The 26,471-nt window shown below is 77.4% G+C and carries 20 protein-coding genes and 1 pseudogene; 8 read left to right on the forward strand and 13 right to left on the reverse strand.

Annotation, left to right across the window (positions count from 1 at the left end; translation table 11 throughout):
- Positions 1-159: 159 nt before the first annotated feature.
- The 4 genes from WDV86_RS06360 (at position 160) to WDV86_RS06375 (ending at position 5,753) form a co-directional block, all read left to right on the forward strand.
- Positions 160-288, forward strand: a complete 129-nt coding sequence (locus WDV86_RS06360) for a hypothetical protein (RefSeq protein WP_339566754.1) — start codon at positions 160-162, stop codon at positions 286-288.
- Positions 285-782 (forward strand): hypothetical protein, encoded by a 498-nt coding sequence (locus tag WDV86_RS06365; RefSeq protein WP_339566755.1) that lies wholly within the window; start codon positions 285-287, stop codon positions 780-782. Before WDV86_RS06360 ends, WDV86_RS06365 begins: the two co-directional genes overlap by 4 nt.
- Before the next feature lie 107 nt (positions 783-889).
- A complete protein-coding gene (locus WDV86_RS06370) occupies positions 890-3,415 on the forward strand; it encodes a DEAD/DEAH box helicase (protein ID WP_445262968.1) in 2,526 nt (841 codons plus the stop codon).
- A gap of 52 nt (positions 3,416-3,467) precedes the next feature.
- Positions 3,468-5,753 carry an EAL domain-containing protein gene (locus WDV86_RS06375; protein ID WP_339566757.1) on the forward strand — a complete coding sequence of 762 codons (2,286 nt, stop codon included), beginning with the start codon at positions 3,468-3,470 and terminating at the stop codon, positions 5,751-5,753.
- Between the two features lie 57 nt (positions 5,754-5,810).
- Here the strand turns inward: WDV86_RS06375 and WDV86_RS06380 are convergent, their stop codons facing one another.
- Positions 5,811-6,797: a Gfo/Idh/MocA family protein gene (locus tag WDV86_RS06380; RefSeq protein ID WP_339566758.1), complete on the reverse strand. Its 987-nt coding sequence runs from the start codon at positions 6,795-6,797 to the stop codon at positions 5,811-5,813.
- A gap of 390 nt (positions 6,798-7,187) precedes the next feature.
- Between WDV86_RS06380 and WDV86_RS06385 the strand changes: the two genes are divergently transcribed.
- The 3 genes from WDV86_RS06385 to WDV86_RS06395 all read left to right on the forward strand — a co-directional run bounded on the left by WDV86_RS06385 (position 7,188) and on the right by WDV86_RS06395 (position 10,283).
- Entirely contained in the window at positions 7,188-8,255 is a 1,068-nt protein-coding gene (locus WDV86_RS06385; RefSeq protein ID WP_339566759.1) for a quaternary amine ABC transporter ATP-binding protein, read from the forward strand.
- Positions 8,248-9,240 (forward strand): ABC transporter permease, encoded by a 993-nt coding sequence (locus WDV86_RS06390; protein ID WP_339566760.1) that lies wholly within the window; start codon positions 8,248-8,250, stop codon positions 9,238-9,240. The genes WDV86_RS06385 and WDV86_RS06390 overlap by 8 nt, the downstream gene beginning before the upstream one ends.
- Positions 9,241-9,347: 107 nt before the next feature.
- Positions 9,348-10,283 carry a glycine betaine ABC transporter substrate-binding protein gene (locus WDV86_RS06395; protein ID WP_339566761.1) on the forward strand — a complete coding sequence of 312 codons (936 nt, stop codon included), beginning with the start codon at positions 9,348-9,350 and terminating at the stop codon, positions 10,281-10,283.
- A gap of 145 nt (positions 10,284-10,428) precedes the next feature.
- Here WDV86_RS06395 and topA read toward each other — a convergent pair whose 3' ends face one another.
- The 5 genes and pseudogenes from topA to WDV86_RS06420 form a co-directional block, all read right to left on the reverse strand.
- On the reverse strand, positions 10,429-13,299 hold the full coding sequence (topA, locus tag WDV86_RS06400) for a type I DNA topoisomerase (protein ID WP_339566762.1): 2,871 nt from the start codon (positions 13,297-13,299) through the stop codon (positions 10,429-10,431).
- Between the two features lie 723 nt (positions 13,300-14,022).
- A pseudogene (locus tag WDV86_RS16245) lies at positions 14,023-14,541 on the reverse strand (DUF309 domain-containing protein); the annotation flags it as partial.
- On the reverse strand, positions 14,538-16,151 hold the full coding sequence (locus WDV86_RS06410; RefSeq protein WP_339566764.1) for a DUF7059 domain-containing protein: 1,614 nt from the start codon (positions 16,149-16,151) through the stop codon (positions 14,538-14,540). The gene WDV86_RS06410 and the pseudogene WDV86_RS16245, both read right to left, overlap by 4 nt.
- A gap of 7 nt (positions 16,152-16,158) precedes the next feature.
- Entirely contained in the window at positions 16,159-16,995 is an 837-nt protein-coding gene (locus WDV86_RS06415) for a phosphatase PAP2 family protein (protein ID WP_339566765.1), read from the reverse strand.
- A gap of 59 nt (positions 16,996-17,054) precedes the next feature.
- Positions 17,055-17,408, reverse strand: coding sequence for an STAS domain-containing protein (locus WDV86_RS06420; RefSeq protein ID WP_339566766.1), 354 nt, complete (start codon positions 17,406-17,408; stop codon positions 17,055-17,057).
- Between the two features lie 171 nt (positions 17,409-17,579).
- On the opposite strand from WDV86_RS06420, the gene WDV86_RS06425 reads away from it, so the two are divergent.
- On the forward strand, positions 17,580-20,150 hold the full coding sequence (locus WDV86_RS06425) for a DEAD/DEAH box helicase (protein WP_339566767.1): 2,571 nt from the start codon (positions 17,580-17,582) through the stop codon (positions 20,148-20,150).
- A 71-nt stretch (positions 20,151-20,221) separates the two neighbouring features.
- On the opposite strand, the gene WDV86_RS06430 is transcribed toward WDV86_RS06425, so the two are convergent.
- The 7 genes from WDV86_RS06430 to ssd form a co-directional block, all read right to left on the reverse strand.
- Complete coding sequence (locus WDV86_RS06430) at positions 20,222-20,605, reverse strand: Rv3654c family TadE-like protein (RefSeq protein WP_339566768.1); 384 nt, start codon at positions 20,603-20,605, stop codon at positions 20,222-20,224.
- 179 nt (positions 20,606-20,784) lie between these two features.
- Positions 20,785-21,195 (reverse strand): TadE family type IV pilus minor pilin, encoded by a 411-nt coding sequence (locus tag WDV86_RS06435; protein WP_339566769.1) that lies wholly within the window; start codon positions 21,193-21,195, stop codon positions 20,785-20,787.
- Positions 21,196-21,311: 116 nt separating this feature from the next.
- Positions 21,312-21,746, reverse strand: coding sequence for a DUF4244 domain-containing protein (locus WDV86_RS06440; protein ID WP_339566770.1), 435 nt, complete (start codon positions 21,744-21,746; stop codon positions 21,312-21,314).
- A 296-nt stretch (positions 21,747-22,042) separates the two neighbouring features.
- On the reverse strand, positions 22,043-22,636 hold the full coding sequence (locus WDV86_RS06445; protein ID WP_339566771.1) for a type II secretion system F family protein: 594 nt from the start codon (positions 22,634-22,636) through the stop codon (positions 22,043-22,045).
- Complete coding sequence (locus WDV86_RS06450) at positions 22,633-23,529, reverse strand: type II secretion system F family protein (RefSeq protein ID WP_339566772.1); 897 nt, start codon at positions 23,527-23,529, stop codon at positions 22,633-22,635. Before WDV86_RS06450 ends, WDV86_RS06445 begins: the two co-directional genes overlap by 4 nt.
- Positions 23,523-24,779, reverse strand: a complete 1,257-nt coding sequence (locus WDV86_RS06455) for a TadA family conjugal transfer-associated ATPase (RefSeq protein WP_339566773.1) — start codon at positions 24,777-24,779, stop codon at positions 23,523-23,525. The genes WDV86_RS06450 and WDV86_RS06455 overlap by 7 nt, the downstream gene beginning before the upstream one ends.
- A gap of 143 nt (positions 24,780-24,922) precedes the next feature.
- A complete protein-coding gene (ssd, locus tag WDV86_RS06460) occupies positions 24,923-26,323 on the reverse strand; it encodes a septum site-determining protein Ssd (RefSeq protein ID WP_339566774.1) in 1,401 nt (466 codons plus the stop codon).
- Between the last annotated feature and the right edge of the window lie 148 nt (positions 26,324-26,471).

Below are 26,471 nucleotides of genomic sequence, written 5' to 3' on the forward strand. Positions count from 1 at the left end.
GAGGGCTGCGGGCATCCAGCTGCTGGGCGACGAGGAGCGCGACGCCGTCGTGCGCGCCCGGAGGCTGCTCGAGGCCGAGGTGGCGCCTGAGGCGGCGCGACGCCGACGCTCGGGGACCTCATGGCCGCCGTCGGAGCCCCTGTCGCCCCGGACCTCCCCGTGCACCAGACGGGACGCTCGTACACCACGGCGGTCCTGCGGGCCTACGCCGACGGCGCGGTGCGCCTCCTGCACGGCACGTCGGTGGAGGCCGAGCTGCCCGACGTCGACCTGCCCGAGGTCTGGTGAGTCTCGACCGGCGCCCGTGGGTGTGGGACGCGAGCCCGCTGGTGCACGCGGCACGGGCGGACCGGTTGGACCTCCTCGTCGACCTGGCGCAGCACCGGACGCAGGACCACCGGACGACGAGCGTGGTACGTCGGGAGGTGCTCGACTCCGCCGGTCTCGACGTCCGCACGCTGCCAGGCTTCTCCGTCGACGCACGCGACGACGTCGGCTGGTACGAGGCCGTCGAGAAGTGGGCGGTCGCCCCCGGCGTCGCCTCTCGGCACCGCCTGGCCAAGATCGGGACGCTCGGGGCGCTGTGCGACGCCGCCCGGCTCGGCCACCACACCGAGGCCAGCGCCAGCGCCTTCGTCCGCGACCTGGCCTGGACCGTGGCCGCTACCCCTCGTCGGCGCTCGACGACCTCACGGAGTGGTGCCGCTGCGGGCGCGCCGCCCTCGGCCTGCCGTGACCGGACCGTGACCCACGTGCCCGGGTGTCGGCTCCTCCTGCGATAGTCGATCGGGTGAGCAGCACCACGACGGCGACGGGCACGGGCCAGACGTCCGCAGAGCCCGCCCCGTCGCGGACCGCCCCGCGCCCGGCCCCCTCCCTCGTCACCGCCCTGGAGCCGCTGCGAGAGGCCGCTGCGGCGGCCGGCTCCGGCACCGACCCCGACGCGCTGCTGGCAGCCTTCGCCGGCTGGACCGCCGAGCAGGGGCTCACGCTCTACCCGCACCAGGAGGAGGCGCTGCTGGAGCTCGTCACGGGCTCGCACGTCGTCCTCGCCACCCCGACCGGCTCGGGCAAGTCCCTCGTGGCCACCGGGGCCCAGGCATTCGCGCTCGCCGAGGGCCGCCGGTCCTTCTACACCGCCCCCATCAAGGCGCTGGTCTCGGAGAAGTTCTTCGCGCTGTGCGCCGTCTTCGGCGCCGACCGTGTCGGCATGCTCACGGGCGACGCCAGCGTCAACGCCGGCGCGCCGATCATCTGCTGCACCGCCGAGGTCCTCGCGAACCTCGCGCTGCGCGAGGGTGCGGACGCCGACATCGGCCTCGTCGTCATGGACGAGTTCCACTACTACGGCGACCCCGACCGCGGGTGGGCCTGGCAGGTGCCGCTGCTGGAGCTCCCGCGGGCGCAGATGCTTCTCATGTCCGCCACGCTGGGGGACACCACCGCCATCCGCGAGGACCTCGCCCGGCGCACCGGCCGCGACGTCGCCCTCGTCGCCTCCGCCGAGCGCCCCGTGCCGCTGCACCACTACTACGCGACGACGCCGGTGCACGAGACCATCGCCGAGCTGCTGGAGACCCGGCAGGCGCCCGTCTACGTCGTGCACTTCACCCAGGCCTCAGCGCTGGAGCGCGCGCAGGCGCTGACGAGCGCCCAGGTGGCCTCGCGGGCCGAGCGAGACGAGATCGCGGCCTTCCTCGGCGGCTTCCGCTTCACCACCGGCTTCGGGCAGACGCTCTCGCGCCTCGTGCGCCACGGCATCGGCGTCCACCACGCCGGGATGCTGCCGAAGTACCGCCGCCTCGTGGAGCAGCTGGCCCAGGCCGGGCTGCTCAAGGTCATCTGCGGCACCGACACCCTCGGCGTCGGCATCAACGTGCCCATCCGCACCGTCCTGCTCTCCGCGCTGAGCAAGTACGACGGCACCCGCACCCGGCTGCTAAGCGCCCGGGAGTTCCACCAGGTCGCCGGGCGGGCCGGGCGCGCGGGCTACGACACGGCCGGGACCGTCGTCGTCCAGGCCCCCGAGCACGAGGTGGAGAACCTCAAGGCGCTGGCCAAGGCCGGCGACGACCCCAAGAAGCGGCGCAAGGTCACCCGCAAGCAGCCGCCCGAGGGCTTCGTCGCCTGGACGAGGGCCTCCTTCGACAAGCTCGTCGCCGCCGACCCCGAGCCGCTGCGCCCGCACTTCGCCGTCTCGACGTCGATGGTGCTGAACGTCCTCGCCCGCCCGGGCGACCCCGCGGCGGCCATGCGGCACCTGCTCACCGCCAACCACGAGCCGCGGGCCCGCCAACGCCGGCACGTGCTCGAGGTCGTCGGCATCACCAAGGCGCTGGTCGCCGCGGGCGTCGTCGAGCGCCTGGAGGAGCCCGAGCCGGACGGGCGCCGCTACCGGCTCACCGTCGACCTGCCGCGCGGCTTCGCCCTCGACCACCCGCTGTCGACGTTCGCGCTCGCGGCGGTCGAGCTGCTGGACGCCGCGTCGCCCACCTACGCCCTCGACGTCCTGTCCGTCGTCGAGGCGACGCTGGACGACCCCCGGGCGGTCCTGGCCGCCCAGCAGCACAAGGCCCGGGGCGAGGCCGTGGCGCAGATGAAGGCCGAGGGGATCGAGTACGAGGAGCGGATGGAGCTCCTCGACGACGTCACGTGGCCCAAGCCGCTGGAGGAGCTGCTGGAGGTCGCCTTCGCCGCCTACGCCTCCGGGCACCCGTGGGCCTCGCGTGCCGTCCTGTCGCCCAAGTCGGTGGTCCGCGACCTCTTCGAGCGGGGCATGTCCTTCCGCGAGTACGTCTCCTACTACGGGCTCGTGCGGGCCGAGGGCGCCGTGCTGCGCTACCTCACCGACGCCTACCGCTCGCTGCGCTCGGGCGTGCCGGGCGAGGCCCGCACCGAGGAGGTCCTCGACCTCGTCGAGTGGCTCGGCGAGCTGGTGCGCCAGGTCGACTCCAGCCTGCTCGACGAGTGGGAGCACCTGACCGACCCGGCCCGCCTGGAGGAGGCCGTGGCGGAGGTGCGGGCGCCGGCCTCGCCCACCCGCCCGGTCACCGGCAACGAGCGGGCCTTCACCCGGATGGTGCGCAACGCGCTGTTCCGCCGCGTGGAGCTGGCGGCGCTGCGGCGCACCCACGACCTCGGCGAGCTCGACGCCGCCAGCGGCTGGGACGCCGTGGCCTGGGCCGAGCAGCTGGACGCCTACTACGCCGAGCACGACGAGATCGGCACCGGTGCCGACGCGCGGGGCCCACAGCGGCTGCTGTGGCGCAAGGATGCGGAGGTCTGGCACGTCCGGCAGGTCTTCGCGGACCCGGCGGGCGACGGCGACTGGGGCTTCTCCGCGGAGGTGGACCTGGCCGCCAGCGACGCCGACGGCACCGCCGTCGTCCGTGTCGTGGGGGTAGGACGCTTGTGAAGGTCACGGCCGGGGCGTCGGCAGTGACGGTGGACGTGTGCCGGGGGGCGATGTGAGACACCTGGGGGGCGTCGGGGGGCCGAGCGCCACGCCCGGCGGTGACCTGGCGACGGGGGACCTCGCGACGGGTGACCTGGCGACGGGTGACCTGGCGACGGGTGACCGGACGGGCGAGGTGACGGTCGTGCCGGCCGACGAGCGGGTCCGGGACTTCGCCTCGGCGGCCGGGGCCGTCCTCGCCGACCTGCGCGCGCGCTTCGGCATGGACTCGTGGCTGGTCGCGCGCCGCCGGGGCGAGGAGTACGTGGTGCTCGCGACGGCGAGCGACGACGCCTTCGGCCAGCACCCGGGGCTCGTCCGCCGCTGGGAGGACACCTTCTGCGCCCGCGTCCTCGACGGCTCGGCCCCGGTGGTCACCCCGGTCGTCGACGACGTGCCCGCCCTGGCCGACATGCGGGCCGTCACGGGGATGGACGTCCGCTCCTACCTCAGCGTGCCGCTGCGGGGCGCCGACGAGACCCTCCTGGGGGTGCTGTGCGCCGCGGGGACCGAGCCCCGCGGCAGCGAGCTGCACCAGGCCCTGCCGTCCGTCCGCGTGCAGGCCGACGTCCTCGCGACGCTGCTGGACCTCGAGCTCGGCCTGGCCCGGGAGGTCCGACGCCGTGAGCGCGCCGAGTCCGCCGCCGCCACCGACGCCCTCACCGGCGTGCCGAACCGCCGCGCGTGGGACGCCGCGCTGACCGCGGAAGAGGCCCGGGCGGGGCGCTACGCCACCATGGCGAGCGTCGTGGTGCTCGACCTGGACGCCCTGAAGGACGTCAACGACGCCAGCGGCCACGCCGCCGGGGACGCCCTGCTCCGGCGCACGGCCGACCTCCTGCGCGAGCGGGTCCGCGGCAGCGACCTGCTGGCCCGGCTCGGGGGAGACGAGTTCGGCCTACTGCTCGTGGAGACCTCGCCCGCAGAGGCCGCCGAGGTCGCCCGGCAGGTGCGCGACCTCCTCGCCGCCGCAGGTGTCGAGGCCTCCGTCGGCGTCGGCGCGCGGACGGGGACGCACGACCTCTACGCCGCCTGGCGAGCCGCCGACGCCGCCATGTACCGGGACAAGAGCACCCGCAGCGTGTCCCCGCGCCGGGTGCCTGTGGCAGACCCGGCCACCGCCGCGCACCGGCTGCCGCAGACCGCGAGGGTGCACCTGTCCTCCGTCGACGCGCTGCTCCAGCTCGTCAGGGAGCAGCTCGACATGGACGCCGCGTACGTGACCCGCTTCGGGACGGGCGCGGACGCGACCTTCCGCAACTTCGTCGCGCGCGGGTCGACGCCCTTGCGCGTCGGCGAGCGGTGGTCGTTGGACGGCTCCTGCTGCGGGGCGCTGGTGGACGGGCGGATCGAGTCCGTGGTGCCCGACACGGGAGCGCACCCGACGACGCACGCCATGGCGGTCACCGACGCCTTCGGGGTCGGCGCCTACGTCGGCGTGCCGCTCTACCGGTCGGACGGCTCCGTGTACGGGACGCTCTGCGCGAGCTCGACCCACGCCGACCACCGCCTCCAGCAGCGTGACGCCGAGGTGCTGCGCAGCGTCGGCGGCGTCATCGTCGAGCTCGTCGAGGAGGAGGACCGCCGCGAGGACGCCCGGCGCGCGGCGCTCAGCAGGCTCGACGCCCTCAAGGCCAGCGGCGGGCCGGGCACCGCGCTGCAGGTGGTCGTCGACCTGCGCGACGGCTCGGCGTGCGGGGTCGAGGCGCTCAGCCGCTTCCCGGAGCCGCGCACCTCGCCGAGCTGGTGGTTCGCCCGCGCCGCCCAGGTGGGGGCCACCGAGTGGCTCGACCTGCTCTGCCTCGAGGCGTCGCTGGCCCACGCCTCCACCCGGAGCGGGCGGTACGCCGTCAACGTGCTGCCGACGACCCTGCTCTCCCCCGCCTTCACCCGCCTGCTCGGCGAAGGGTCGTTGGACCACCTCGTCGTGGAGGTCAGCGAGCACGAGCGGGTCGAGGACTACTCCTCCATGCTGTCGGTGCTGAGGCCGCTGCGGGAGCGGGGTCTGCTGCTCGCCGTCGACGACGCCGGCGCGGGCTTCAACGGCCTGCGGCACGTCGTCCACCTCGAGCCCGACGTCGTCAAGCTGGACGCCGAGGTCGTGCGGGGCATCGAGCGCTCGACAGCCGGCGCCGCCATGGCGGCGGCCGTGGTGGGCCTCGCCCGCAGCACCGGCGCCCTCGTGCTCGCCGAGGGGGTGGAGACCGAGGCCGAGCGCCAGCACCTGCTCCGCCTGGGGGTCGCCCTCGGGCAGGGGCACCTCTTCGGCCGCCCGGAGCTCGTCGAGCCTGCGACCTGAGTCGACGAAGGACCTCGGTGGGGACGCCTGGCGCACGCACCCCCACGCGGGGGACGCTCAAGGCAGGGGCAGGTCGTCCTCGCGCACGACGCCGAGCTGCTGCAGGGCGTGCTCCAGCGTCGTCATGACCGAGAGGGTGCTCGCCAGCGGCCACAGGTCGCTCTCGGTCGCCCCGGCGGCGAGGCGCTGCTGGACGTGCTCGAGCATGTGGACGTACCCGCGCCCGCGGTGCTCGACCACCACGCGCTCCGGCGCGGCGTCCGCGCGGTGGACGACGTAGGCCCCCGGCACGTGCAGCGGCGCCTCCACCTCGACCCGGCCGAGGGTGCCCGTGATGACGGCACCCCGCGGCGGAGAGGCGACGAGGGTGCTGTACGTCGTCGCCGTCGCGCCGCCCGGGTGCGTCAGCAGCAGCGTCGTCTCGGCGTCCACGCCGGTGGGCGTGAGCGGCCCCCGGGCGAGAACCTCGGACGGCGGGCCGAGCACCATGGCGGCGACGGTCGTCGGGTAGACGCCCATGTCGAGCAGCGAGCCGCCGCCCTGGGCGGGGTCGTGGAAGCGGTTGGTGGGGTCGACCGGGACGGGGACGCCGAGGTCGGCGTGCACGTGACGTACCTCGCCGACGGCACCCGACGCCAGCGCGTCGAGCAGGTGCCGCCACAGCGGCAGGAAACGGGTCCACATCGCCTCCATGGCGAAGAGGCCCCGCTCGCGCGCGAGGTCGACCAGCTCGTGGGTGCCCTCGAGCGTCGTCGTGAAGGCCTTCTCGACGAGGACGTGCTTGCCGGCGCGCAGGGCCGCCCGGGCCACGGCCCGGTGCTGGGCGTGCGGCGTCGCGACGTACACGACGTCGACGTCAGGGTCGGCGAGCAGATCGGCGTAGGACCCGTAGGAGCGCTCGAAGCCGTGCTGCCGGGCGAAGGCCGTGGCCCGCACGGCGTCCCTGGAGGCGACGGCGAGCGCCTGCGCTCCCGGGACGAGGGCGAGGTCGCCGGCGACCGTGGCCGCGATGCTGCCCGTGGCGACGAAGCCCCACCGCGTCATGGACCGACCCTAGGAGAGGTCACGCAGGGTCCGTGGGGTCACCCGTCCGTGAGGGCCGCAGGCCCAGGCGGGTGACGCCGGGCCCTACGGGTCACGATCGGGTCTCTGATCTGGCCCTCAGCCCGCTTTCGTCGCTCGTGCCCCCCACCTCTCGGCCTAACGTCGAGGCAGACCGCGGGTGACGGCCGTCCCGACCATCGACGGCTCGAGCCCTGCCTGCGGCCGGCGCCGCCGTCCGTCGACGCCCGGGGGCTGCCGCCGGCACCCGGTGGTGCACGTCCTGGACGACCAGACCTGCCGACGCACGAGCCGTCGGCGACGTGGGCGTGCCCGCTGAGGCACGCGACCACCTGACACCTGGCCCACCCGACGGGCTGACGAGAGGACGACGTGAGCGCAGTCTCTGCCCGCGGCCTGCACAAGGTCTTCGGCCCCCGGCCCCAGGAGGCCGTGCGCCAGCTGCAGCAGGGCGCCTCCGTGGCCGACCTGCGCTCCACCGGCCACACCGCCGCCGTCGTCGACGTCGACCTGGAGGTCCGGCCCGGCGAGATCTCCGTCGTCATGGGTCTCTCGGGATCTGGCAAGTCCACGCTCATCCGGATGCTCAACGGGCTGCTCGAGCCCACGGCGGGCACCGTGCACATCGGCGACACCGAGCTGACCGGCCTCTCGCCGGAGAGGCTGCGGGCCCTGCGCCAGCAGCGTCTCAGCATGGTGTTCCAGCACTTCGCCCTCCTGCCGCACCGCACCGTCCTCGACAACGCCGCCTACGCCCTGGAGATCCGCGGGGTGGACCGGGCGGAGAGGCGGCGCAAGGCGGGCGAGGCGCTGGAGATGGTGGGCCTCGGCGACCGCGGCGACGTCCGCCCGTCCGAGCTCTCCGGCGGGATGCAGCAGCGCGTCGGCCTGGCCCGGGCGCTCGCCTCGGGCACCGACGTCATGCTCATGGACGAGGCGTTCAGCGCCCTGGACCCGCTGATCCGCCGGGAGATGCAGAGCCAGCTGCTGGAGCTGCAGGCCTCGATGGGCCAGACCATCGTCTTCATCACCCACGACCTCAACGAGGCCATGCGCATCGGCTCCACGGTCGCCGTCATGCGCGACGGCCGCGTCGTCCAGAGCGGCACCCCGCAGGAGATCCTGCGCTCGCCCGCCGACGACTACGTCTCGCGCTTCCTCGCCGACGTCGACCGCGGTCGCGTCTTCACCGCCGGCGACGTCATGAGCCCGCCGGGGCACCTCGACGGCGACCTCGGCCGGCTGCCCCGCACGACGGCGTCGACGCCGGTCGCCGAGCTGCTGCGGCCCGCGTCGCAGGCGGGCTCGGTGCTCGTCGTCGACGACGAGCGGGTCGTGGGCGTCGTCACCGCCGGCGCGCTGCTCGCGGCGCTGGGCCCTTCGGGCAGCGACGCCGAGGAGACCACCACGACGCCAGAGAAGGAGGCCCTCCGTGGCTGAGAACGTCATCGTCCCGCTGCCGCGACCGCCCGTCGGGGACACGATCGACGCCGCGGCGGACTGGGTCGCCGTGACCTTCGAGCCGGTCCTCGACGGCTTCGCCGCGGGGGTCAGCGCGGTCATCGTCGGCCTCACCGACGTCTTCCTCCTCGTCCCGCCTCTCCTCGCCGTGGTGGTGCTCGCGCTCCTCGCCACCCTCGTCCGCTCGGTCCGCTTCGGTGTCCTCTCCTTCCTGGCGCTGCTGCTCGTCGCGAGCATGGACCTGTGGGGGCCGACGATCGAGCTCCTCTCGCTCATCGTCATCGCCACCGCGGCTGCCTGCGCCATCGGCATCCCGATCGGTATCGCGGCCGCTCGGAGCGAGCGCACCAGCTCGGCTGTCAAGCCGGTGCTCGACTTCATGCAGACGATGCCGGCCTTCGCCTACCTGATCCCTGCGGTGACCTTCTTCAGCCTCGGCGCTGTCCCGGGCTTCGTCGTCACGGTGATCTTCTCGCTGCCCCCGGCGGTCCGGCTCACCGAGCTCGGCATCCGCCAGGTCGACGCGGAAGTCGTCGAAGCCGGGACGGCCTTCGGCGGCTCGCAGCGGCAGATCCTGCGAGGCATCCAGCTGCCGCTGGCCCTGCCGACGATCATGGCGGGGATCAACCAGGTCATCATGCTGGCGCTCTCGATGGCCGTCATCGCCGGCTTCATCGGCGCTCCCGGGCTGGGCAGCGTGGTCGTCGAGGGCATCACGCGACTCAACCTGGGCCTGGGGTTCGAGGCCGGTCTCGCCGTCGTCATCCTCGCGATCTACCTCGACCGCCTCACGGCTGCCTTCGCGACGGACGTCCCCCGCAGGCGGCTCGCCCGTGCCCGCTCCCTCCTCGGCCGCGGCAGCACGAGCGGCGCGGCCGGCGACCAGGGCGAGGACGGCTTGAGCCAGGAGGCGCAGGTCGAGGCTGGGCATCACCGGTCCCGCCGGGGCTTGGCGACCCGCTGACCACCACAGACTCCTGCCGCTTGGCCGCGGCGGGTGCACGACCGACCACCGGTGGGTCCTCCCTGCACCACGAGGGCGCACCGCACGCACCACGAGAGGACATCACCGTGCAGAAGCACATCACCCGCGCCGCCCGTCTGGCCGCCGGCTTCGCCGTCGCCGGCCTCGCCCTCACGGCCTGCGGCAGCGACGACACCACCGCCGGTGGCGACACCGGCGCCGGCACCGACACCGCCGCTGGCGGCGGTGGCACCGTCACCCTCGGCTTCCTGCCCTCCTGGACGGACGGCCTCAGCACCGCCTACGTCTGGCAGCACGTGCTCGAGGAGCAGGGCTACGAGGTCGACTTCCAGGAGATCAACGACGCGGCTCTGCTCTACGCAGGCCTGGCCGGCGGCGACTTCGACGTGTACCCGTCCGCGTGGCCCGAGGTCACGCACGAGGACTACATGGACGAGTACGGCGGCCAGATCGAGGACCTCGGCACCTGGTACGACGGCGCCGTCCTCACCATGGCCGTCCCGGACTACGTCGAGGGCGTCGAGTCCATCGCCGACCTGCAGGGCCAGGCCGACCGCTTCGACGGCCGGATCGTCGGGATCGAGCCCGGGGCCGGCCTCACGCGCGTGGTGGGCGAGGACGCCATGCCGACGTACGAGCTCGAGGGTGACTACGAGCTCGTCACCTCCTCGACCGCGGCGATGCTCGCCGAGCTGCAGTCAGCGGTGAACTCCGAGGAGGACATCGTCGTCACGCTGTGGCGGCCCTTCTGGGCCAGCTCGGAGTTCCCGGTCCGCGACCTGGCGGACCCCGAGGGCGCCATGGGCGATCCCGAGGGCCTGCACGAGCTCGCCCGGAGCGGCTTCAGCGACGACATGCCCGAGGTCGCCGAGTGGATGGGTAACTTCTCGCTCACCGACGCCCAGTACGGCGAGCTGGAGGACATGGTCGTCAACGAGTACGGCGAGGGCCAGTACGAGGAGGCCGTCGACGCCTTCTTCGAGGCCAACCCCGACGTCATGGACCAGATCATGGGCAGCTGACGTCCCAGCACCCTCTGCGCTTCTCCGGGCCGCGCCCGGTGCGCTGAGCACGAGAAGGGCCGCACCCCGCGAGCGGGGTGCGGCCCTCCGTGCGTCGGCTGCCTCTGCCGGGCTTGACGTCCTCGCCCGTCACGGCCCGGCGGGCCTACTTCTTCGCGGCGGGCTTCTTGGCCGCAGGCTTCTTCGCGGCAGGCTTCTTGGCGGCGGGCTTGCGGGCCGGCTTCTTGGCCGGGCCGCGGTCCCGCTTCTCCTGCAGCAGCTCGGCCGCGCGCTCGGGGGTGATCGACTCGGGCGCGTCGTCCTTGCGCAGCGTCGCGTTGGTCTCCCCGTCGGTCACGTACGGGCCGAAGCGGCCGTCCTTGACGACGACCGGCTTGCCCGAGACGGGGTCGTCGCCGAGCTCGCGCAGCGGCGGCGTCGCCGTCCGGCCCCGCCCCCGCTTGGGCTGGGCGTACAGCGCGAGAGCCTGCTCGAGCGTGACGTCGAAGAGCTGCTCCTCGGTCTCCAGCGAGCGGGAGTCGGTGCCCTTCTTCAGGTACGGCCCGTAGCGGCCGTTCTGGGCGGTGATCTCCTGCTCGTCGGCCGGGTCGACGCCGACGACGCGCGGCAGCGAGAGCAGGCGCAGCGCCTGCTCCAGGTCCACCGTCTCGACCTGCATGCTCTTGAACAGCGACGCCGTCGGCGGCTTGACCTTGGCGGGCGCCTTCTTGCGGCCCTTGGTCGCGCCCTCGGCCGGCGCGGTCGCCGGCTCCTCCTCGAGGACCTCGGTGACGTACGGCCCGAAGCGCCCCGAGCGGGCGACGACGGAGCGCCCCGTCGCCGGGTTGACCCCGAGCACGCGGTCGCCCTCGGCCTGGGTCGCGAGCAGCTCGCGGGCCCGCTCGACGGTCAGCTCGTCGGGGGCGACGTCGTCGGGCACGGACGCGCGCTGCGGCTCGCCGTCCTCGCCGGTCGCCTCCAGGTAGGGCCCGTAGCGGCCCACCCGCAGGGTGATGCCCTCGCCGATCGGCACCGAGTTGATGTCGCGGGCGTCGATGTCGCCGAGGTCGTCGACGAGCGGCTTCAGGCCCTCGGGCAGGGCCTCGCCCGCGGCACCGGCGGGGCTGGGGCCGGAGCCGTCCGCGCCGGCCTCGGCGCCCTGGCCGTCGTCGTCCCCGCCGCCGCGCGGGCCGTCGGGCCCGAAGTAGAAGCGCGCGAGCCACGCGCGGCGCTCCTGCGCGCCGGCGGCGATGCGGTCGAGCTCCTCCTCCATGGAGGCGGTGAAGCGGTAGTCGACGAGCTGGCCGAAGTGCTCCTCCAGCAGCCTCGTGACGGCGAAGGCCAGCCACGAGGGCACGAGGGCCGAGCCGCGGTGCGAGACGTAGCCGCGGTCGGCGATGACCGAGATGGTCGCGGCGTACGTCGACGGCCGACCGATCCCCAGCTGCTCGAGGGCCTTGACGAGGCTCGCCTCGGTGTAGCGCGGCGGCGGGGAGGTCGTGTGGTCGTCCGCGACCAGGTCGGCGAGGTCGACGGCCTGGCCCCGCGCCAGCTCGGGCAGGCGGCGCTCGTCGTCGTCCCCGCCGCCGTGGCGGTCCTCGTCGCGGCTCTCCTCGTAGGCGGCGAGGAAGCCGCGGAAGGTGATGACGGTCCCCGACGCCGACAGCTCGACCTGCTGGCCGGCCACGCCCGCCTCCGTGGTGGCAGCGGTGGCGGGCACGGCCGCGCCGAGGCGGACGGACGCCGTCGAGCCGCGCGCGTCGGCCATCTGGGAGGCGACGGTGCGCTTCCAGATGAGCTCGTAGAGCCGGAACTCGTCGCCGCGCAGCTCGCGCGAGACCTGCGCCGGGGTGCGGAAGCTGTCCCCGGCGGGGCGGATGGCCTCGTGCGCCTCCTGGGCGTTCTTGGCCTTGGAGGCGTAGACGCGCGGGGCGTCCGGCACGTGGTCGGCGCCGTAGAGCTCGGCGGCCTGCCGCCGCGCCGCACCCACGGCCTCGGAGGACAGCGCGACCGAGTCGGTGCGCATGTACGTGATGTAGCCGTTCTCGTACAGCGACTGCGCCGTGCGCATCGTGGCGCGCGCGTTGGAGCGCAGCTTGCGCGAGGCCTCCTGCTGCAGCGTCGAGGTCGTGAACGGCGCGGCCGGGCGGCGCGTGTACGGCTTGGTCTCCACCGAGGTGACGACGGCGCCGAGGTCGGCACCCGCCTCCTCCAGGGCGGTCGCGACAGCGCCGGCGACCGCGGCGTCGAGCACGACGGCGTCACCCGTGAGACGACCGCTGTCGTCGAAGTCCCGGCCCGTGGCGATGCGGCGTCCGTCGAGGCGGGTGGCCCGGGCCCGGAAGGACTGCGCGCCGGCCTGCCCGCGCTCCTCGGCGGCGGAGACCTGCGCGGTGAGGTCCCAGTACTGCGCGGCCCGGAAGGCCATGCGCTCGCGCTCGCGCTCGACGACCAGGCGGGTGGCCACCGACTGCACGCGCCCGGCGGACAGGCCCGCGCGGACCTTGCGCCATAGGACGGGCGAGACCTCGTAGCCGTAGAGCCGGTCGAGGATGCGGCGGCTCTCCTGGGCGTCGACGAGGTCGGTGTCGATGTCCCGGGTGGCCGCCAGCGCCCGCTGGATCGCCTCGCGGGTGATCTCGTTGAAGACCATGCGGCGCACGGGGACCGACGGCTTGAGGGTCTGCAGCAGGTGCCAGGCGATGGCCTCGCCCTCGCGGTCGCCGTCCGTCGCGAGGAAGAGCTCGTCGGCGTCCTTGAGGAGGCGCTTGAGCTCGGTGACCTTCTTCTTCTTGTCGGCGTCGACGACGTAGTACGGCTCGAAGCCGTTGTCGACGTCGACGGCGAAGCGCCCGAAGGGGCCCTTCTTCATCTCCGCGGGGAGCTCGCTCGGCTGCGGCAGGTCGCGGATGTGGCCGACGCTGGCCTCGACCTCGTACCCGGCGCCGAGGTACCCGGCGATCTTGCGGGCCTTCGCGGGCGACTCGACGATGACGAGCCGGCGCGTGCCGCTGCTGGTCGCGGTGGTGCTTGCCACGGTGCCTCGTCCTCCTCGGCGGTCTCCTCGGCGCGTCGCCCCGCCCCTGCTGGTCGCGGGTGGAGCCGCTGCCGCCCGAGGGATGACCGTACGCGGCGAAGAGCCGTGCTCGTGCACGGCTTCGGCCGGGCGGCGTCGCCGAGGCCCCGGGACGCCGACGGCTCAGGGCACCAGGTCGGCGAGGCGGGCGCGCATCTCGACGAGCACCTGCGGGCCCGCGGCGCCAGCCGGCGTGGCGCCGAACCGCTGGTGCGCCCTCAGTCCCGCCCGGGCCAGGAGGGCGAGGGCGCGCGGGTCCTCCTCGCGGGCCACCGCCCGCACGGTGCGTGGGGCCGAGGGGCTCGCGGCCAGGGCGAGGAGGAGCGCGTGCAGGGCGGCCGACCCGACCCCGCGGCCCAGCAGGTCCGGGCGGACCCCGAGCCCGACGTCCAGCACCCCGTCCTCCGCCGTCGCCCCTGCGGCGCGGTGCGGCTGGCCGGGCACGGTGGCCTCCGGGCCGAGGCACACGAACGCGACCACGGCCTCGCCGTCCAGCACCGGCTCGTAGCCCTCGTCACCGCCGGGCGAGCGCCGCACGAGGTCGGCAGCGGCGGCCTGCGGCACCTCGTGGCGGTCGTGCGGAGGGGGGTAGCGCCAGGCGACGACGCCGGCAGCCTCGTCCGGCGTCATCGCGCGGCGCTCCAGCCTCAGCCGGTCTGCCGGCCCACCGGGCGGGCCGGCGGTCGGTCGGCGCAGCCGGGGCGAGCGGGGCGGCACCGGGGCGGTGCCCACGGCCGCGGCGACGCGGGCGTCGAGCACCTTCAGCAGCTCCGCGGACCAGCCGAGCAGCCCGTCGACGTCGGGCAGACCGGCGTCGCCGGCCGCCACCGCGGGACCGGACCAGGGCGCGATCCGGCCGCGACCACGCCGCAGCAGGACCGCGGCCCCGCGGTCGTTGCCGCGCAGGTGGTGGGTGAGCCCGACGGCGAGCTGGGCGAGCCCCTGCCAGAGGTCGCGGTCGACCTCCGGCGCCGCCTTCCACCCGGCCTCGAGCACCTCGTGGGCGTGGAAGGGCATGCCCGCGTCCAGCAGGCGCTGCGCCTCCGTGAGCAGCTGGGGCGCCGGCAGGTCGAGGTCCTCCGGCACCCGGGGGACGCCGGCAGCACCCCGAGGCAGCGGACGGCCCAGGTGGTCGCGCGGGCGGGCGTTCTGGGCCCGCCCCCGCTCGTCGCGCTCCCGCGGGCCGGGACCGCCGGTGCTCACCCGTCCACCAGCAGGAGCAGGCCGTCCGCGACCAGGTGCCGCACGACCGGGAGCACCTCGTGGGCGACGTCGTCGGCGGGCTGCTCGAGCAGGGCCGCGACGGCACCGACCAGGACGCCGAGGGCCAGCTCGCCGTCGCAGGCGCCGACGACGCCGGCCGTCGCCGTCCCCACGCGGACGACGCGCCCGAAGCCGCCGCCCTGGCGCAGGAGGACGACCTCGGGGTGCTCCGCGCCGGGCCGGGCGTGGCGCTCCTCCGTGACGTCGGCGGCCACGCGCAACCGCTGGCCGGCGAGGGCGGCGTCGTCGAGGCCGGCGAGCGCCTCCTCGGCCGCCAGCACGTCGGCGACGTGCCCACCGAGGGGCCCGGTGACCGGGCCGGGCAGCTCCTCCAGCCGGCGCAGGCGGGGGCGGGCGCCGTCGTGCGGACGGCGCAGGACCACCAGACCCAGCCCCACAGCCTCGACCCGGCGGGCCCCCAGGTCGTCGAGCCAGGCGGCGACGAGGGCGTCGGCCCCCGGGCCGTCGGGCTGGCCGCCGTCACGCACCCAGGTCTGGGCGTAGGCGGCCGGGTCGAGCAGGTCCCGCTGGACCACCCAGCCGTCGAGGCCGCTCGCGTCCAGCCAGGCGCCGACGCGCTCGGTCCACGGCTCGCCGGCGCGGTGCTCCCAGTTGCCGAGCATCTGCGCGGTGCCGCCGGGGGCGAGCGCGGCGCCGACCCCCTCGACGAGCTGCTGGACGAGGGCGTCGCCGACCAGCCCGCCGTCGCGGTACTCGTAGGCCGGCACGCCGGCGCCCCGCGGGGTGATGACGAAGGGCGGGTTGGAGACGACGAGGTCGAAGGTCTCCCCCGCCACGGGCTCCAGCAGGGACCCTCGGCGGAGGTCGACGGCGGCGCGGGCGAGCCCGCCGTCCTGGCGACCGGCCGCGGCGTCGTCGAGCGCCAGGGTCAGCGCGGCCACGCGCAGCGCTCGCGCCGACACGTCGGTGGCGACGACGGAGCGGGTGTGCCGGCGCAGGTGCAGCGTCTGGACGCCGCAGCCGGTCCCCAGGTCCAGGGCCCGGCCGACCGGCGTGCGGACGGTGGCGCCGGCCAGCGTCGTCGAGGCGCCGCCGATCCCGAGGACGTGGTCGGTGCGCAGCGGGCCTGGCCGCCCGCCCGCGCCGAGGGCCATCTCGCCGAGGTCGGAGGCGACCCACCAGTGCGCCTCGCCGGCGGCGTCGACGGCCGCGTAGGGCCGCAGCTCCAGCAGGGGGCGCACGCGGTCGCCCGGTGCGCGGGTGAGCAGGCCGAGCGCGGCGGCGCCCTCGAGCCCGCAACGGGGCAGCGCCGCGGCGAGGACGTCGGCCGGGACCTCCTCGCCGAGGACGAAAGCCCCCACGAGCGCCGCCAGCGGGTCCCGCCCGGCCAGACCGGCGGCGACGGCGCGACGGGCGGGCAGCGCGTGCTCGCGGTGCAGGGCCGCGGCGGCGACGGGGCCGAGCAGGGCCTCGACGGCCTCGACGCGGTAGCCGTCCCCGCCGACGGCGCCGAGGTCCTCGGCGAGGTGGGCCGCATGGGCGGGGTCGACGAGCGGGACCTCGACCTCCGCGCGCGCGGTCTTCGGCACGGTCACCTCAGGAGGGGGTGCGGCGCAGCAGCGACAACGCCGCCCCGAGCAGGACGGCGGACCCGCCGGTCGAGGCGAGGACCCCGCCGGCGTAGGAGAGCAGCTGCACCGGGCGGCTCGCGTCCTGCGCCGCGCTCCAGACGACGACCGTCCCGGCGGCGTCGATCGCCAGCCCGGCGGCGACGAGGGCCAGGACGCCGCCGGCGGCGACGACGGACCCGGCACCGACGAGCAGCGCCGCCCAGGCCCGGGCGCCCGAGCCCGCGAGCGGGCCGCCGCGGGCGCGCAGGCCGGCGACGACGAGCCCGGTCCACACCGCGGTGACGAGCACGGCGGCGACCACGTCGCTCGGCCGGTGCCAGCCGGCGACGAGGGTCGAGACGCCCGTCGCGGCCGTGTAGGCCGCCCCGAGGATCGCGACGGGCCCCCGGACGGCGGCGGGGACGACCAGGAGCAGCGCGACCGCGAGCGACGCCGCGACGGTCGTGTGACCGCTGGGCAACGAGTTGGCGCTGCCGAGGCCGAGGTCGGGGCGCTCGAGCAGCACGTGCTTGAGCAGCTGGGTGCTGGCGTTGGCCCCGCCGACGAGGACGACCGCGGCCACGGCCAGGGCGAGCCGGCGGCGCAGCACGGCGAGGACGACGACCGCGACGACGCCGAGGACCAGCGTGCCCTCGGACACGACGGACAAGACGCTCGTCGCGCTGTCGTCGAGCAGGTCCCGACCTCGGGCGCTGCCGGCGAAGGCCACCTCGTCGACGACCTGGCCCGGGCCGGTCCGGACGAAGGCGAGGTAGGTACCAGCCAGGCCGGCCGCCGCGAGGGCCGCGAGCAGGAAGGGCACCGCCGACCCCCGCGTCGTCGCGCGCCGCGGGGGTGCGTCGGGGCCGACCGCCGTCGCCGTCAGTCCTCGGTGCCCGCGGACGCCGTGACCGCCTCCTCGACGGTCTCGTGGATCGGGAAGACCTTCGTCAGGCCCGTGATCCGGAAGACCTTGAGGATCTTCTCCTGCGTGCAGACCAGGTGCAGCGACCCGTCGTGGGCGCGGACCCGCTTGAGGCCGCCGACGAGGACGCCGAGGCCGGTGGAGTCGAGGAACTCGACCCCCTGCATGTCCACGACCAGGTGGTACTGGCCGTCCGCGACGAGGTCGTTGAGCCGCTCCCGCAGCTGCGGAGCGGTGTAGACGTCGATCTCGCCGCCGACGGCGACGACGGTGCGACCGCCCTGCTCGTGGCTGGTGACGGACAGGTCCACGCGTTCTCCAAGCGTCGGGCGTCACGGCCCGGGGGCGGACCGCCCGGCGGTGGCCGGTGGCGGCATTAGACCATCCGACCCGTCGGCCGCGCGCGTCGCGGCCCGCTGTCGTACCCGGCTGGCAGCGTGCGGGGGGTGGCGGAGACGGGGTGACTCAGGGGTGATGCAGGGGTGACGCAGGGTGTCGGGCAGGTGCACCGGGTGGTGGCGTCCGGGCGCGAGGACGTCGTCCGGGCGGCGGTCGCGCCGGCCCAGGAGGTCGGCGCCCGCGGTCGGGGCGAGGGGAGCCACGACGCCGCCCTGGCGGCTCTCCTGGACCCGCCGGGGCGGCGGGCGCGGGTGCGGCACGTGCACGGGCGACCGGCCCGCGCCGGCCGCCGGGTGGCCTGGCCGGCGTGGGTCGACCCGGAGGTGGTGGCGGCGCTGCGAGCGCGCGGCGTGCCGGCGCCGTGGGAGCACCAGGCGCGCGCGGCCGACCTGGTCCGCGCGGGCCGCTCGGTGGTGCTGGCGACCGGGACGGCGTCGGGCAAGTCTCTCGGGTACTGGCTGCCGGCGCTGACGGCCGCGCGCGAGCGGGGTGCGGCACGTGACGGCTGGCGCGGCGGGGCGACCCTGTACCTCGCCCCGACGAAGGCCCTCGCGGCCGACCAGCTGGCCTCGCTGACCGAGCTGGGCGTGCCCGGCGTCGTCGCCGCCACCTGCGACGGCGACACCCCGCCGGCGGAGCGGGCGTGGGTGCGCTCCCACGCCGACGTGGTGCTCACCAACCCCGACCTGCTCTCGCGCACGGTGCTGCCCGACCACGCCCGCTGGGCCCCGCTGCTGCGGCGGGTGCGGCACGTCGTGGTCGACGAGGCGCACACCTACCGCGGCCTGCTCGGCTCGCACGTCGCGGCGGTCCTGCGGCGGCTGCTGCGGGTGGCGGCCCGGTACGGCGCCGAGCCCACGCTCGTCCTCGCGAGCGCGACGACCGCCGACCCCGGGCGGAGCGCGCGCCGGCTCACGGGCCTGGAGGTCGAGGTGGTCGACGACGACGCCTCCGAGCGGGGCGCCCTGTCCCTGCTCCTGTGGCAGCCGCCGCCGCTGCCCGGGCGCGGCGGCCCGCTCTCCCCGGCGGGCGAGGACGTCCACGTCGCGGCGGCCGGCGGCCGGCGGCCGGCGGCGACGTCCGCGCCGGACGGTCACGGCGCGGCAGGACGGCTCGACGGCCCGCAGCCGGAGGAGCCGTGCGGGGGCGGGCCGCGGCGGCCGGCGCCGGTCGAGGTGGCCGAGCTGCTCGCCGACCTCGTCACGGCGGGCGCGCGCACGCTGGCCTTCACCCGGTCACGGCGCTCGGCCGAGCAGGTGTCCCTGTCGGCGCGAGAGCTGCTCGCGGACGCCGACCCGGCGCTGGTCGACGCGGTGGCCTCCTACCGCGGGGGGTACCTGCCCGAGGAGCGCCGGGCGCTGGAGCGGGACCTGCGCGGGGGCGTCCTGCGCGGGCTCGCGACGACCAACGCCCTCGAGCTGGGCGTCGACGTCCAGGGGCTCGACGCCGTGCTGCTCGCGGGCTGGCCCGGCACGCGCGCGTCGCTGTGGCAGCAGGTCGGCCGGGCCGGGCGCCGCGGCACCGACGCGGTCGCCGTGCTCGTGGCGCGCGAGGACCCGATGGACACCTACCTCGTCACCCACCCCGAGGCCGTCGTCGGGCGCGGGGTCGAGGAGGTCGTCCTCGACCCCGCCAACCCCCACGTCCTGGCGCCGCACCTGGCGGCGGCGGCCGCGGAGCACCCGCTGCGGCCCGACGAGCTGGGCCGCTTCGGGGAGCCGGGGCTGGTGCGGGCCCTGCTCGACGCCCTGGTGGCGCGCCGCCTGCTGCGACGCCGGGCGGACGGCTGGTACTGGGTCGGCGAGGGACGGCCCTCCGACGCCATCGACCTGCGGGGTGCCGGCGGCGAGCCGGTCGTCGTCGTGGAGGAGGCGAGCGGCCGGGTCGTCGGCAGCGTCGACCCGGCGTCGGCGCACGCGACCGTGCACCCGGGCGCCGTGCACCTGCACCGGGGCGAGACGTACGTCGTCACCGAGCTGGACCTGGCCCTCGGGGCCGCCCTCGTGCGGCGCGAGGACGTCGACCTCACCACGAGCGCCCGCGACGTCTCCGACGTGCGGCTGCTCACCGAGACCGGTCGGCGGACGTGGGGCGACGTCGTGCTCGCCACCGGGCAGGTGGAGGTCACCAGCCAGGTCGTCTCCTTCCTCCGGCGCCGGGCCAGCGACGGCACGGTCCTGGGCGAGGAGCCTCTCGAGCTCCCGCCGCGGGTGCTGCGGACCGCTGCCGTCTGGTTCACGGTGCCGGCCGGGCTGCTGGAGCGGGCCGGCGTCGGCCCCCTCGACCTGCCCGGTGCGGCCCACGCCGCCGAGCACGCCGCCATCGGGCTGCTGCCGCTCGTGGCGACGAGCGACCGCTGGGACGTCGGCGGCGTCTCGACGGCGTGCCACCCCGACACGGGGCTCCCGACCGTCGTCGTCCACGACGGCGCGCCCGGTGGGGCCGGCTTCGCCGCCCGGGGCTTCCGCGCGGCGCGGACGTGGCTGACGGCGACGGCCGACGCCGTCGAGGCGTGCCCGTGCCGCGACGGCTGCCCGGCGTGCGTCCAGTCCCCCAAGTGCGGCAACGGCAACGAGCCGCTGCACAAGGCCGGCGCGGTCCGGCTGCTGCGAACCGTCCTCGCCGCGGCGGACGACGACGAGCCGGCGCGCTGAGCCCGGCGGTCCCGCACCGCCGCAGGCCCGCCCGCGGTGGCCGTCGGGCCGCGGGCAGGTCACGGGTCGTCTCACGGTGGCGCGGGCCCGGCGCGCGCGGCGGCGCGCGCCGGCCCGAGCCCGGCGAGGAGCCCGTCGACGGGGACGGCGACCTCGACGACGACCTCCTGGCCCGTCGGCCGGCAGCCCACGACGAGCGCCCCACCGGCCGCGGCGACCCGTCCGGCCGCGGCGCACGGCTCCCCCGCCGTGCGCCCGAGCAGGACGTCGGCCGCGGCGAGCGCCGCGAGGTCCGCCGCCGCGACCGCCCGGTGCCGCGCCACCACGGCCTGCCCGAGGACGGCGACCGCGCTGGCCATGACGAGCGCGGCCATCGCCAGCCCGAGCACGAGCACCGTGCCGGCCCCCCGCTCGCGCCCGCGCTCACGTCGCCGGAGGACCCGTCGTCCCTCCATCGCGGGCATCGCGGGCCGGCACGCCGCACGCCACGAGCGAGCGCGGACGACGCGGGGCGACACGCCAGCGGCTGGCCCTCGAAGTCCGCGCTCACGCCGTGCGCGGACTCCGCGGGCCGACACGCCGAGTGCCAGCCCGCGAGGTCTGCGCCCGGACGCGCGGCCCGCCCGACGCGCCGTCACGGGCCGGCTCCTGTCGGCTCGGCGGCGGCGACGGCGCGCCCCTGCACCGGCAGGGCGGGCGCCCCCGGCAGGGCGAGCCGGACGCGACGCCGCACGACCACCTCGACGGTGCCGCCGCCCGGGACGACCTGGACGACGGCGTCGCCCCCGGCCAGGGCGGAGGCGGTCGCGCTGACCTCGCCGGCCGTCGCCCCCCGGGCGGCGGCGCGGGCGCCGGCCGCGGCGGCGTCGGTGCACCGCACCTGCGCCACCACGGCCTGCCCGAGCGACAGGACGGCCGAGAGCACGAGCACCACGGCGACGAGGCCGACCGCCAGCTCCGCCGTGACGGCGCCGCCGTCGTCGCCGCGCACCGGCCGACGGGCACCTGCGCGGGGGCCGCCGTCGAGCGCTGCCCAGCCGGTCACCGACGCAGCGCCCGGTGCCGGCCGCCCGGCACCGAGGGCCGGGCCCGGCGACCGGCCGGAGCCGGCCGCCGGGTCGTCGCCGGGGCGACGCCGTCGCCTCTTCCCGGGTCGCCGGCTCACCCGACGCTGAGGGCGCGCGAGATGATGCCGAGCAGCAGCCCCCGCACCTGGTCGCTGGCGAGCAGCGCGAGGAGCAGCCCGGCGAAGCCGCAGGCGGCGAGCGTCGCGATGGCGTACTCCGCGGTCGCCATGCCGGCCTCGCCGCGGGGCCGACGGGTGCGGGCCACCCGCGCCGGCTGCGGCCGCCGTCGCGCGACCTCTCCCGTCGGCACGGTGCCGGCGCCCAGCACCTCCCCGGCGCCCAGCAGCTCCCCGGCGCGGGGCACCACCTGCCCCGACGCCGCCCCCGCGCCGCGCCCAGGCCTGTCGCCGACGGGCGGCAGGACGAGGGGCGAGAGGGGCCCGCGCCCCCCGTGGCAGAGGGCCCGGGCCTGGGCGCCCCGGGGGCGCGCGAGGGTGCAGCGGGACGTGCGGGTGCCGGTGACGGCCATGGCGTTCCTCCTCCTCCGGGCCGCCGGTCGCGGCCCGCTGGCGGGAGGGTGGCGCTGCGCAGGACCCGTCGTGCGGGTCCCGGCTGCGGCTGTGGACGACGGCCCCGGTGGGCGACCTGTGCGCTGCGGCCGGCGCAGCTGGAGCGGCAGGCCGGCAGCCGACCCCCGTGGGCGCGACCAGGCCCGCGACGGTCCGACCGGGGGCGCGCAGCCGTGCGCTCGACGGGCCGTCGCACGGTGGCGCCCCCCGCTCGACGCCGTGCCCCGCGCTGGACCCGTGCCGCGGACCGTCGCTGCTACCCGCCCAGCACGTCGGTGGCGAGGGCCAGGACGACGGGCAGCACGCCGACCGCCGCGAAGGCGGGCAGCGCGCAGGCGCCGAGCGGGACGACGAGGCGGACACCGAGGGCCTGGGCCCGCCGCTGCGCCTCGCGGGAGCGCCGACGGCGCAGCTCGCGCGCGGCGTCGCGCAGCAGGCCGGCGCCGGGCGCGCCGGCTCGCAGGGCCAGGGCGAGCGGGGCTCGCAACGGCTCGAGCGTGGGCGAGACCCCGAGCCAGGCCTCCTCCTCCGCCGCACCGAGGCGCAGCAGCGCGCACCGGCGCCGCAGCTCCTCGTCCTGCCCGGACGGCTGGGCGGCTGCCAGCGCGCATGCGGCGACCTCGACGGCTGCCGTCGGCGCGGCGCCGGCCTCGAGGGCCGCGGCCGCGAGGTCCAGCAGCAGGGCCGCGTCGAGCGGGGCCGCGCGCCCAGGCGCCCGGCGCCCAGACCGGCGGCGCCCAGACCGGCGGGCCGACGGCGACGGCGCCAGGAGCCGCTCGAGGCGCCGGTGCCGCGGCGGCCGGGCGAGCAGCGCCGCGAGAAGGACGAGCAGCCCGACGACGACGCTCATGCCCCCGACCACCCCGCCGGTCCGGCGCGCGGGAGGTCAGACCCGACGGCAGGCCGGGCGAGAGCCTCGGTGGCGCTCGACCCGCGCCGGGGCGTGCGCCGCTGCCCCCGGCCGCCGGTCGCGGCGCCCTCGCCCGCGGCCTCCCGGACGAGCGCGCGTGACCACACCCACCCGAGGAGCCCCAGGACGAGGCCGACGACCGCGGCGACCCGGCCGGGCGTCGTCGTCGCCAGCACGACGAGCGGGGACGCACCGACGACCTGCCCGAGGACGAGGCCCGCCACCGGCAGCGCGAGCAGCACGCGGGCGGTGGCGCGAGGCGCGGCCAGCGCCGCCTCACGGGCGTCCCGCGCGTCCGCCTCCTCCCGCAGGGTGGCGGCGACGCCGGCGAGCACCGTCGCGGTCGGCGCCCCCGTGCGCTCGCACAGCTCCACCGCCGCGGCGACGGCGGCGAGCGCCCGCGCGCCGCGGACGTCCTCGGCCCGCGCCGGGACGAGGCACCCGCGCAGGGCCTCGGCGACCGCACCGCCCTGCGCACCGGCAGCGGCCGCGGCCGCCCAGGCACCGCCGGGTCCCGGGCCCGCGACGTCGGCGAGGTGCCGCCAGGCCGTCGCCGGAGCCAGCCCGGCGCGCAGCAGCACAGCCAGCTGCCCGACGTGGTCGGCGTGGCCGTCGGGCGGCGGGCGTGAGGCACCGCCGGCCCCTCCGCGCCAGGCACGTCGCCGGTGACCTGCGCCGTCGCGACCGCCGACGCCGACGCCGACGCCGACGCCGACGCCGACCGGAGCCTGCTCCCGGGCGAGCACCCGGCGGAGGCGTCCCGCCGTCGACGGCCCTGCCAGCAGGGCCGCCCCGCCCAGCACGAGCGCCGCCACGACCACGGCGCTCAGCACGAGCGGCCCGCCGCGGGGTCCCGGGCGAGGTCGTCGGGCGTCCCGAGGCGAGACGCACCGACGGGGGGCGCACCGACGGGGGGCGCACCGACGGGGGGCACCGGCGGAGCGTCCGCCGGGTCGAGACCGAGCCGCCCGGCCAGCGCTGGCCACGCCGGGCCAGGCCCTGCTGACGTGAGCGCCGGGACGACGACGAGGGCGTCGCCGCGCCGGTCGACGACGGCGACCTCGCTCAGCCGCCGACCTCGCTCGTCGCGCCGCAGGTGCAGGACGACGTCGAGCGCGCTCGCGGCCTGCGTCACCACCGCCCGGGCGTCCATGCCGGCCAGCGCGCCCAGCGCCTCCAGCCGGGCGGGGACGTCGGCGGCGGTGTTCGCGTGGACGGTGCCGCACCCGCCCTCGTGGCCGGTGTTGAGCGCCGTCAGCAGGTCTCGTACCTCGGCGCCGCGGCACTCGCCGACGACGACCCGGTCGGGCCGCATCCTCAGCGCGTGGCGCACCAGCTCGGAGAGCCCGACCGCCCCCGCTCCCTCGACGTTGCCGTGCCGGGCCTCCAGCCGGACGACGTGGGGCAGCCGCGGGGCCAGCTCACCCGCGTCCTCCACCAGGACGACGCGCTCGGCCGGGTCGGCGAGCCCGAGCAGGGTGGCGAGCACCGTCGTCTTGCCCGTCGAGGTCCCACCGCTGACGAGGAACGCCAGCCGGCGCTCGACGACACGGCGCAGCACCTCGGCCCACCCCGCGGGCACCGAGCCGTTCGCGACGAGCTCGGTGAGCGTGAAGCCGTCGCGGCGCGGGACCCGCAGGGAGAGCACCGTGCCGGTCGGGCTGACGGGCGGCAGCACCGCGTGCAGCCGGACCCCGTCGGCGAGCCGGGCGTCGACGCAGGGGCTCGCGTCGTCCAGGCGCCGACCTGCGCCCGCCGCCAGCCGGACGGCGAGGGCGCGCACGGCCTGCTCGTCGCCCAGCTCGACCTCAGCCCGCCGCAGCCCGCGGCCACGGTCCACCCACACCTCCCTCGGGCCGTTGACCAGGACGTCGGTGACCTGCGGCTCGTCGAGCAGCACCTGCAGCGGACCGGCCCCGACGAGCGCCGCGCGCAGCGCCGGTGCGGCCAGGAGGGCCCCGTGGGCGCCGAGCACCTCGCCGCGCAGCGCTGCGGCCACGTGCAGCGGGCCCACGTCGTGGCCGCGGGCCTCGCCCGCCCTCCGGCCGGCCCCGTCGTCCGGCTCCCTGCCGGTGCCGCGCACGCCTCTCCTCGCCGAGCCGCCTGCGGCGGCCTCGGACGCGCTGAGCACCGAGCGGACCCGAGCCAGCAGCGCGGGGTCGACGCCGCCTCCTCCGGGGGCCTCGCCGCCGGCACGTCCCCGGGCGTCGGTGACCTGCCGGGCCGTCACGGTGCGCGCACCGGGGAGAGCGCGGGAGCGTGACCCGTCGCCTGGCTCGCCGCCTGACCCGTCTCGGCGGCGGAGCTGGGCGGCGCCGCGTGCCGGGCAGGCACCGCAGCGCCTCCTCGCGGCCGCCACCCGGGCCCGGCCGGGCCCGGCAGCCGGCTCGCCGGCGGGGACGGGGGCGGGAGCCGAGCCGCAGGCAACCGGGCGAGTGCCCGCCCCGCCCACCGGACGAGCGCGCCCCCGTCCCCGGAGGCGAAGGCGCACCCTCGCTCCGAGCGGGCTCCCATCCCGGCGTCGTGCGGCACGACGCCGGCCAGCGGACGCCCGAGCGCCCGCGCCAGCTCCTCCGGTGCCACGTCGCCCCCACGTCCCGCGGGAGTGCGCCCGCGCCGACGCCCGTGCCCGGCGCGGACGAGCAGGCGCACGTCCGCGCCCGGGGCGACGGCGTCGAGGTGGGCCAGCGCGCGCGCCGCGGCGACGCCCGCACGGAGCTCGGCCGGCAGCAGCAGGAGCAGGGGACCGACGAGGGCCAGCAGCTGCTCGACCCCCGCGAGCCCCCGGGGCAGGTCGAGGACGACGATCTCGTGGCTGCGCCGGGCGGCGTCGACCACCGCCGAGGACGCCTCGGTCGGGGGCACCGCCGCGCCGGCACCCGGCGACGACCGCCCGCCACCGACCGGGCCGCCCGTGCGGGCCGCGGCGGGCGCGAGCACGTCGACGCCGCCGCGCGAGGGCAGCACCCCCTCGAGGAGGTCTGGCCGCAGCACGCCGCGGACGCCCGCCAGGTCGGGCCACCGCAGCCCCGCGGCGCCCTCGAGCCCGAGCAGGACGTCGGCGCCGCCGCCCAGCAGGTCGAGGTCGACGAGCAGCGCCCGGCCCGACCCCTCGGCGCGGCCGCGGCGCGGACCGGCGCCCTCGCGCGCGCCCGCCCACGCCAGCGCCCCGGCGAGCGAGGAGGCTCCCGCCCCGCCGCAGGCCCCGAGGACGCCGACGACCACCGCGTCGGGCGGCCGGCGGTCGACCGCCCGGACCAGCAGGTCGACGAGGTCGGCCTCCCCCGTGGGCAGCGGCAGCACCTCGCCGGCCCCGGCCTCCAGCGCGGCCCGCCACAGCGCGTCGGGTGCCGCCTCCGGGGCGACGACGACCCGCGCCGGACCCGCGGGCCCCGGGCGCCGCGCCGCCGCGCCGCCGAGGAGGGCGTCGGCGCCCCAGAGCTCCACCGCGGCGGGGGTCGCGGCGTCCTCGGGCCGCCGGACCGTCACGGGTGCGCCGGCGGCGAGGGCGCAGGCCCGCACCCGCTCCTCGAGCCACGCGGACCCGGTGACGAGCACGACGCCGACCGCCTCGTCGCTGCTGCCCCGGGCTCCCGCCGCTCGCCGCTCCACCGCTCCGACCACCACGCCGACCTCCCCTCCCGCGGCCGCTCCTGACGCGGCCACCGGCACCTCACCGGCTCGAGCCGACGCCGGGTGCCCGGGCCGCCCCGGCGGTGGACGAGCCACCGTCCTGCGGCCCTGTGGGCGCCGCCGTCCACACCCGCCGTCCAGA

It is taken from the genome of Pseudokineococcus sp. 1T1Z-3 (assembly GCF_037482365.1).
GTDB lineage: Bacteria > Actinomycetota > Actinomycetes > Actinomycetales > Quadrisphaeraceae > Pseudokineococcus.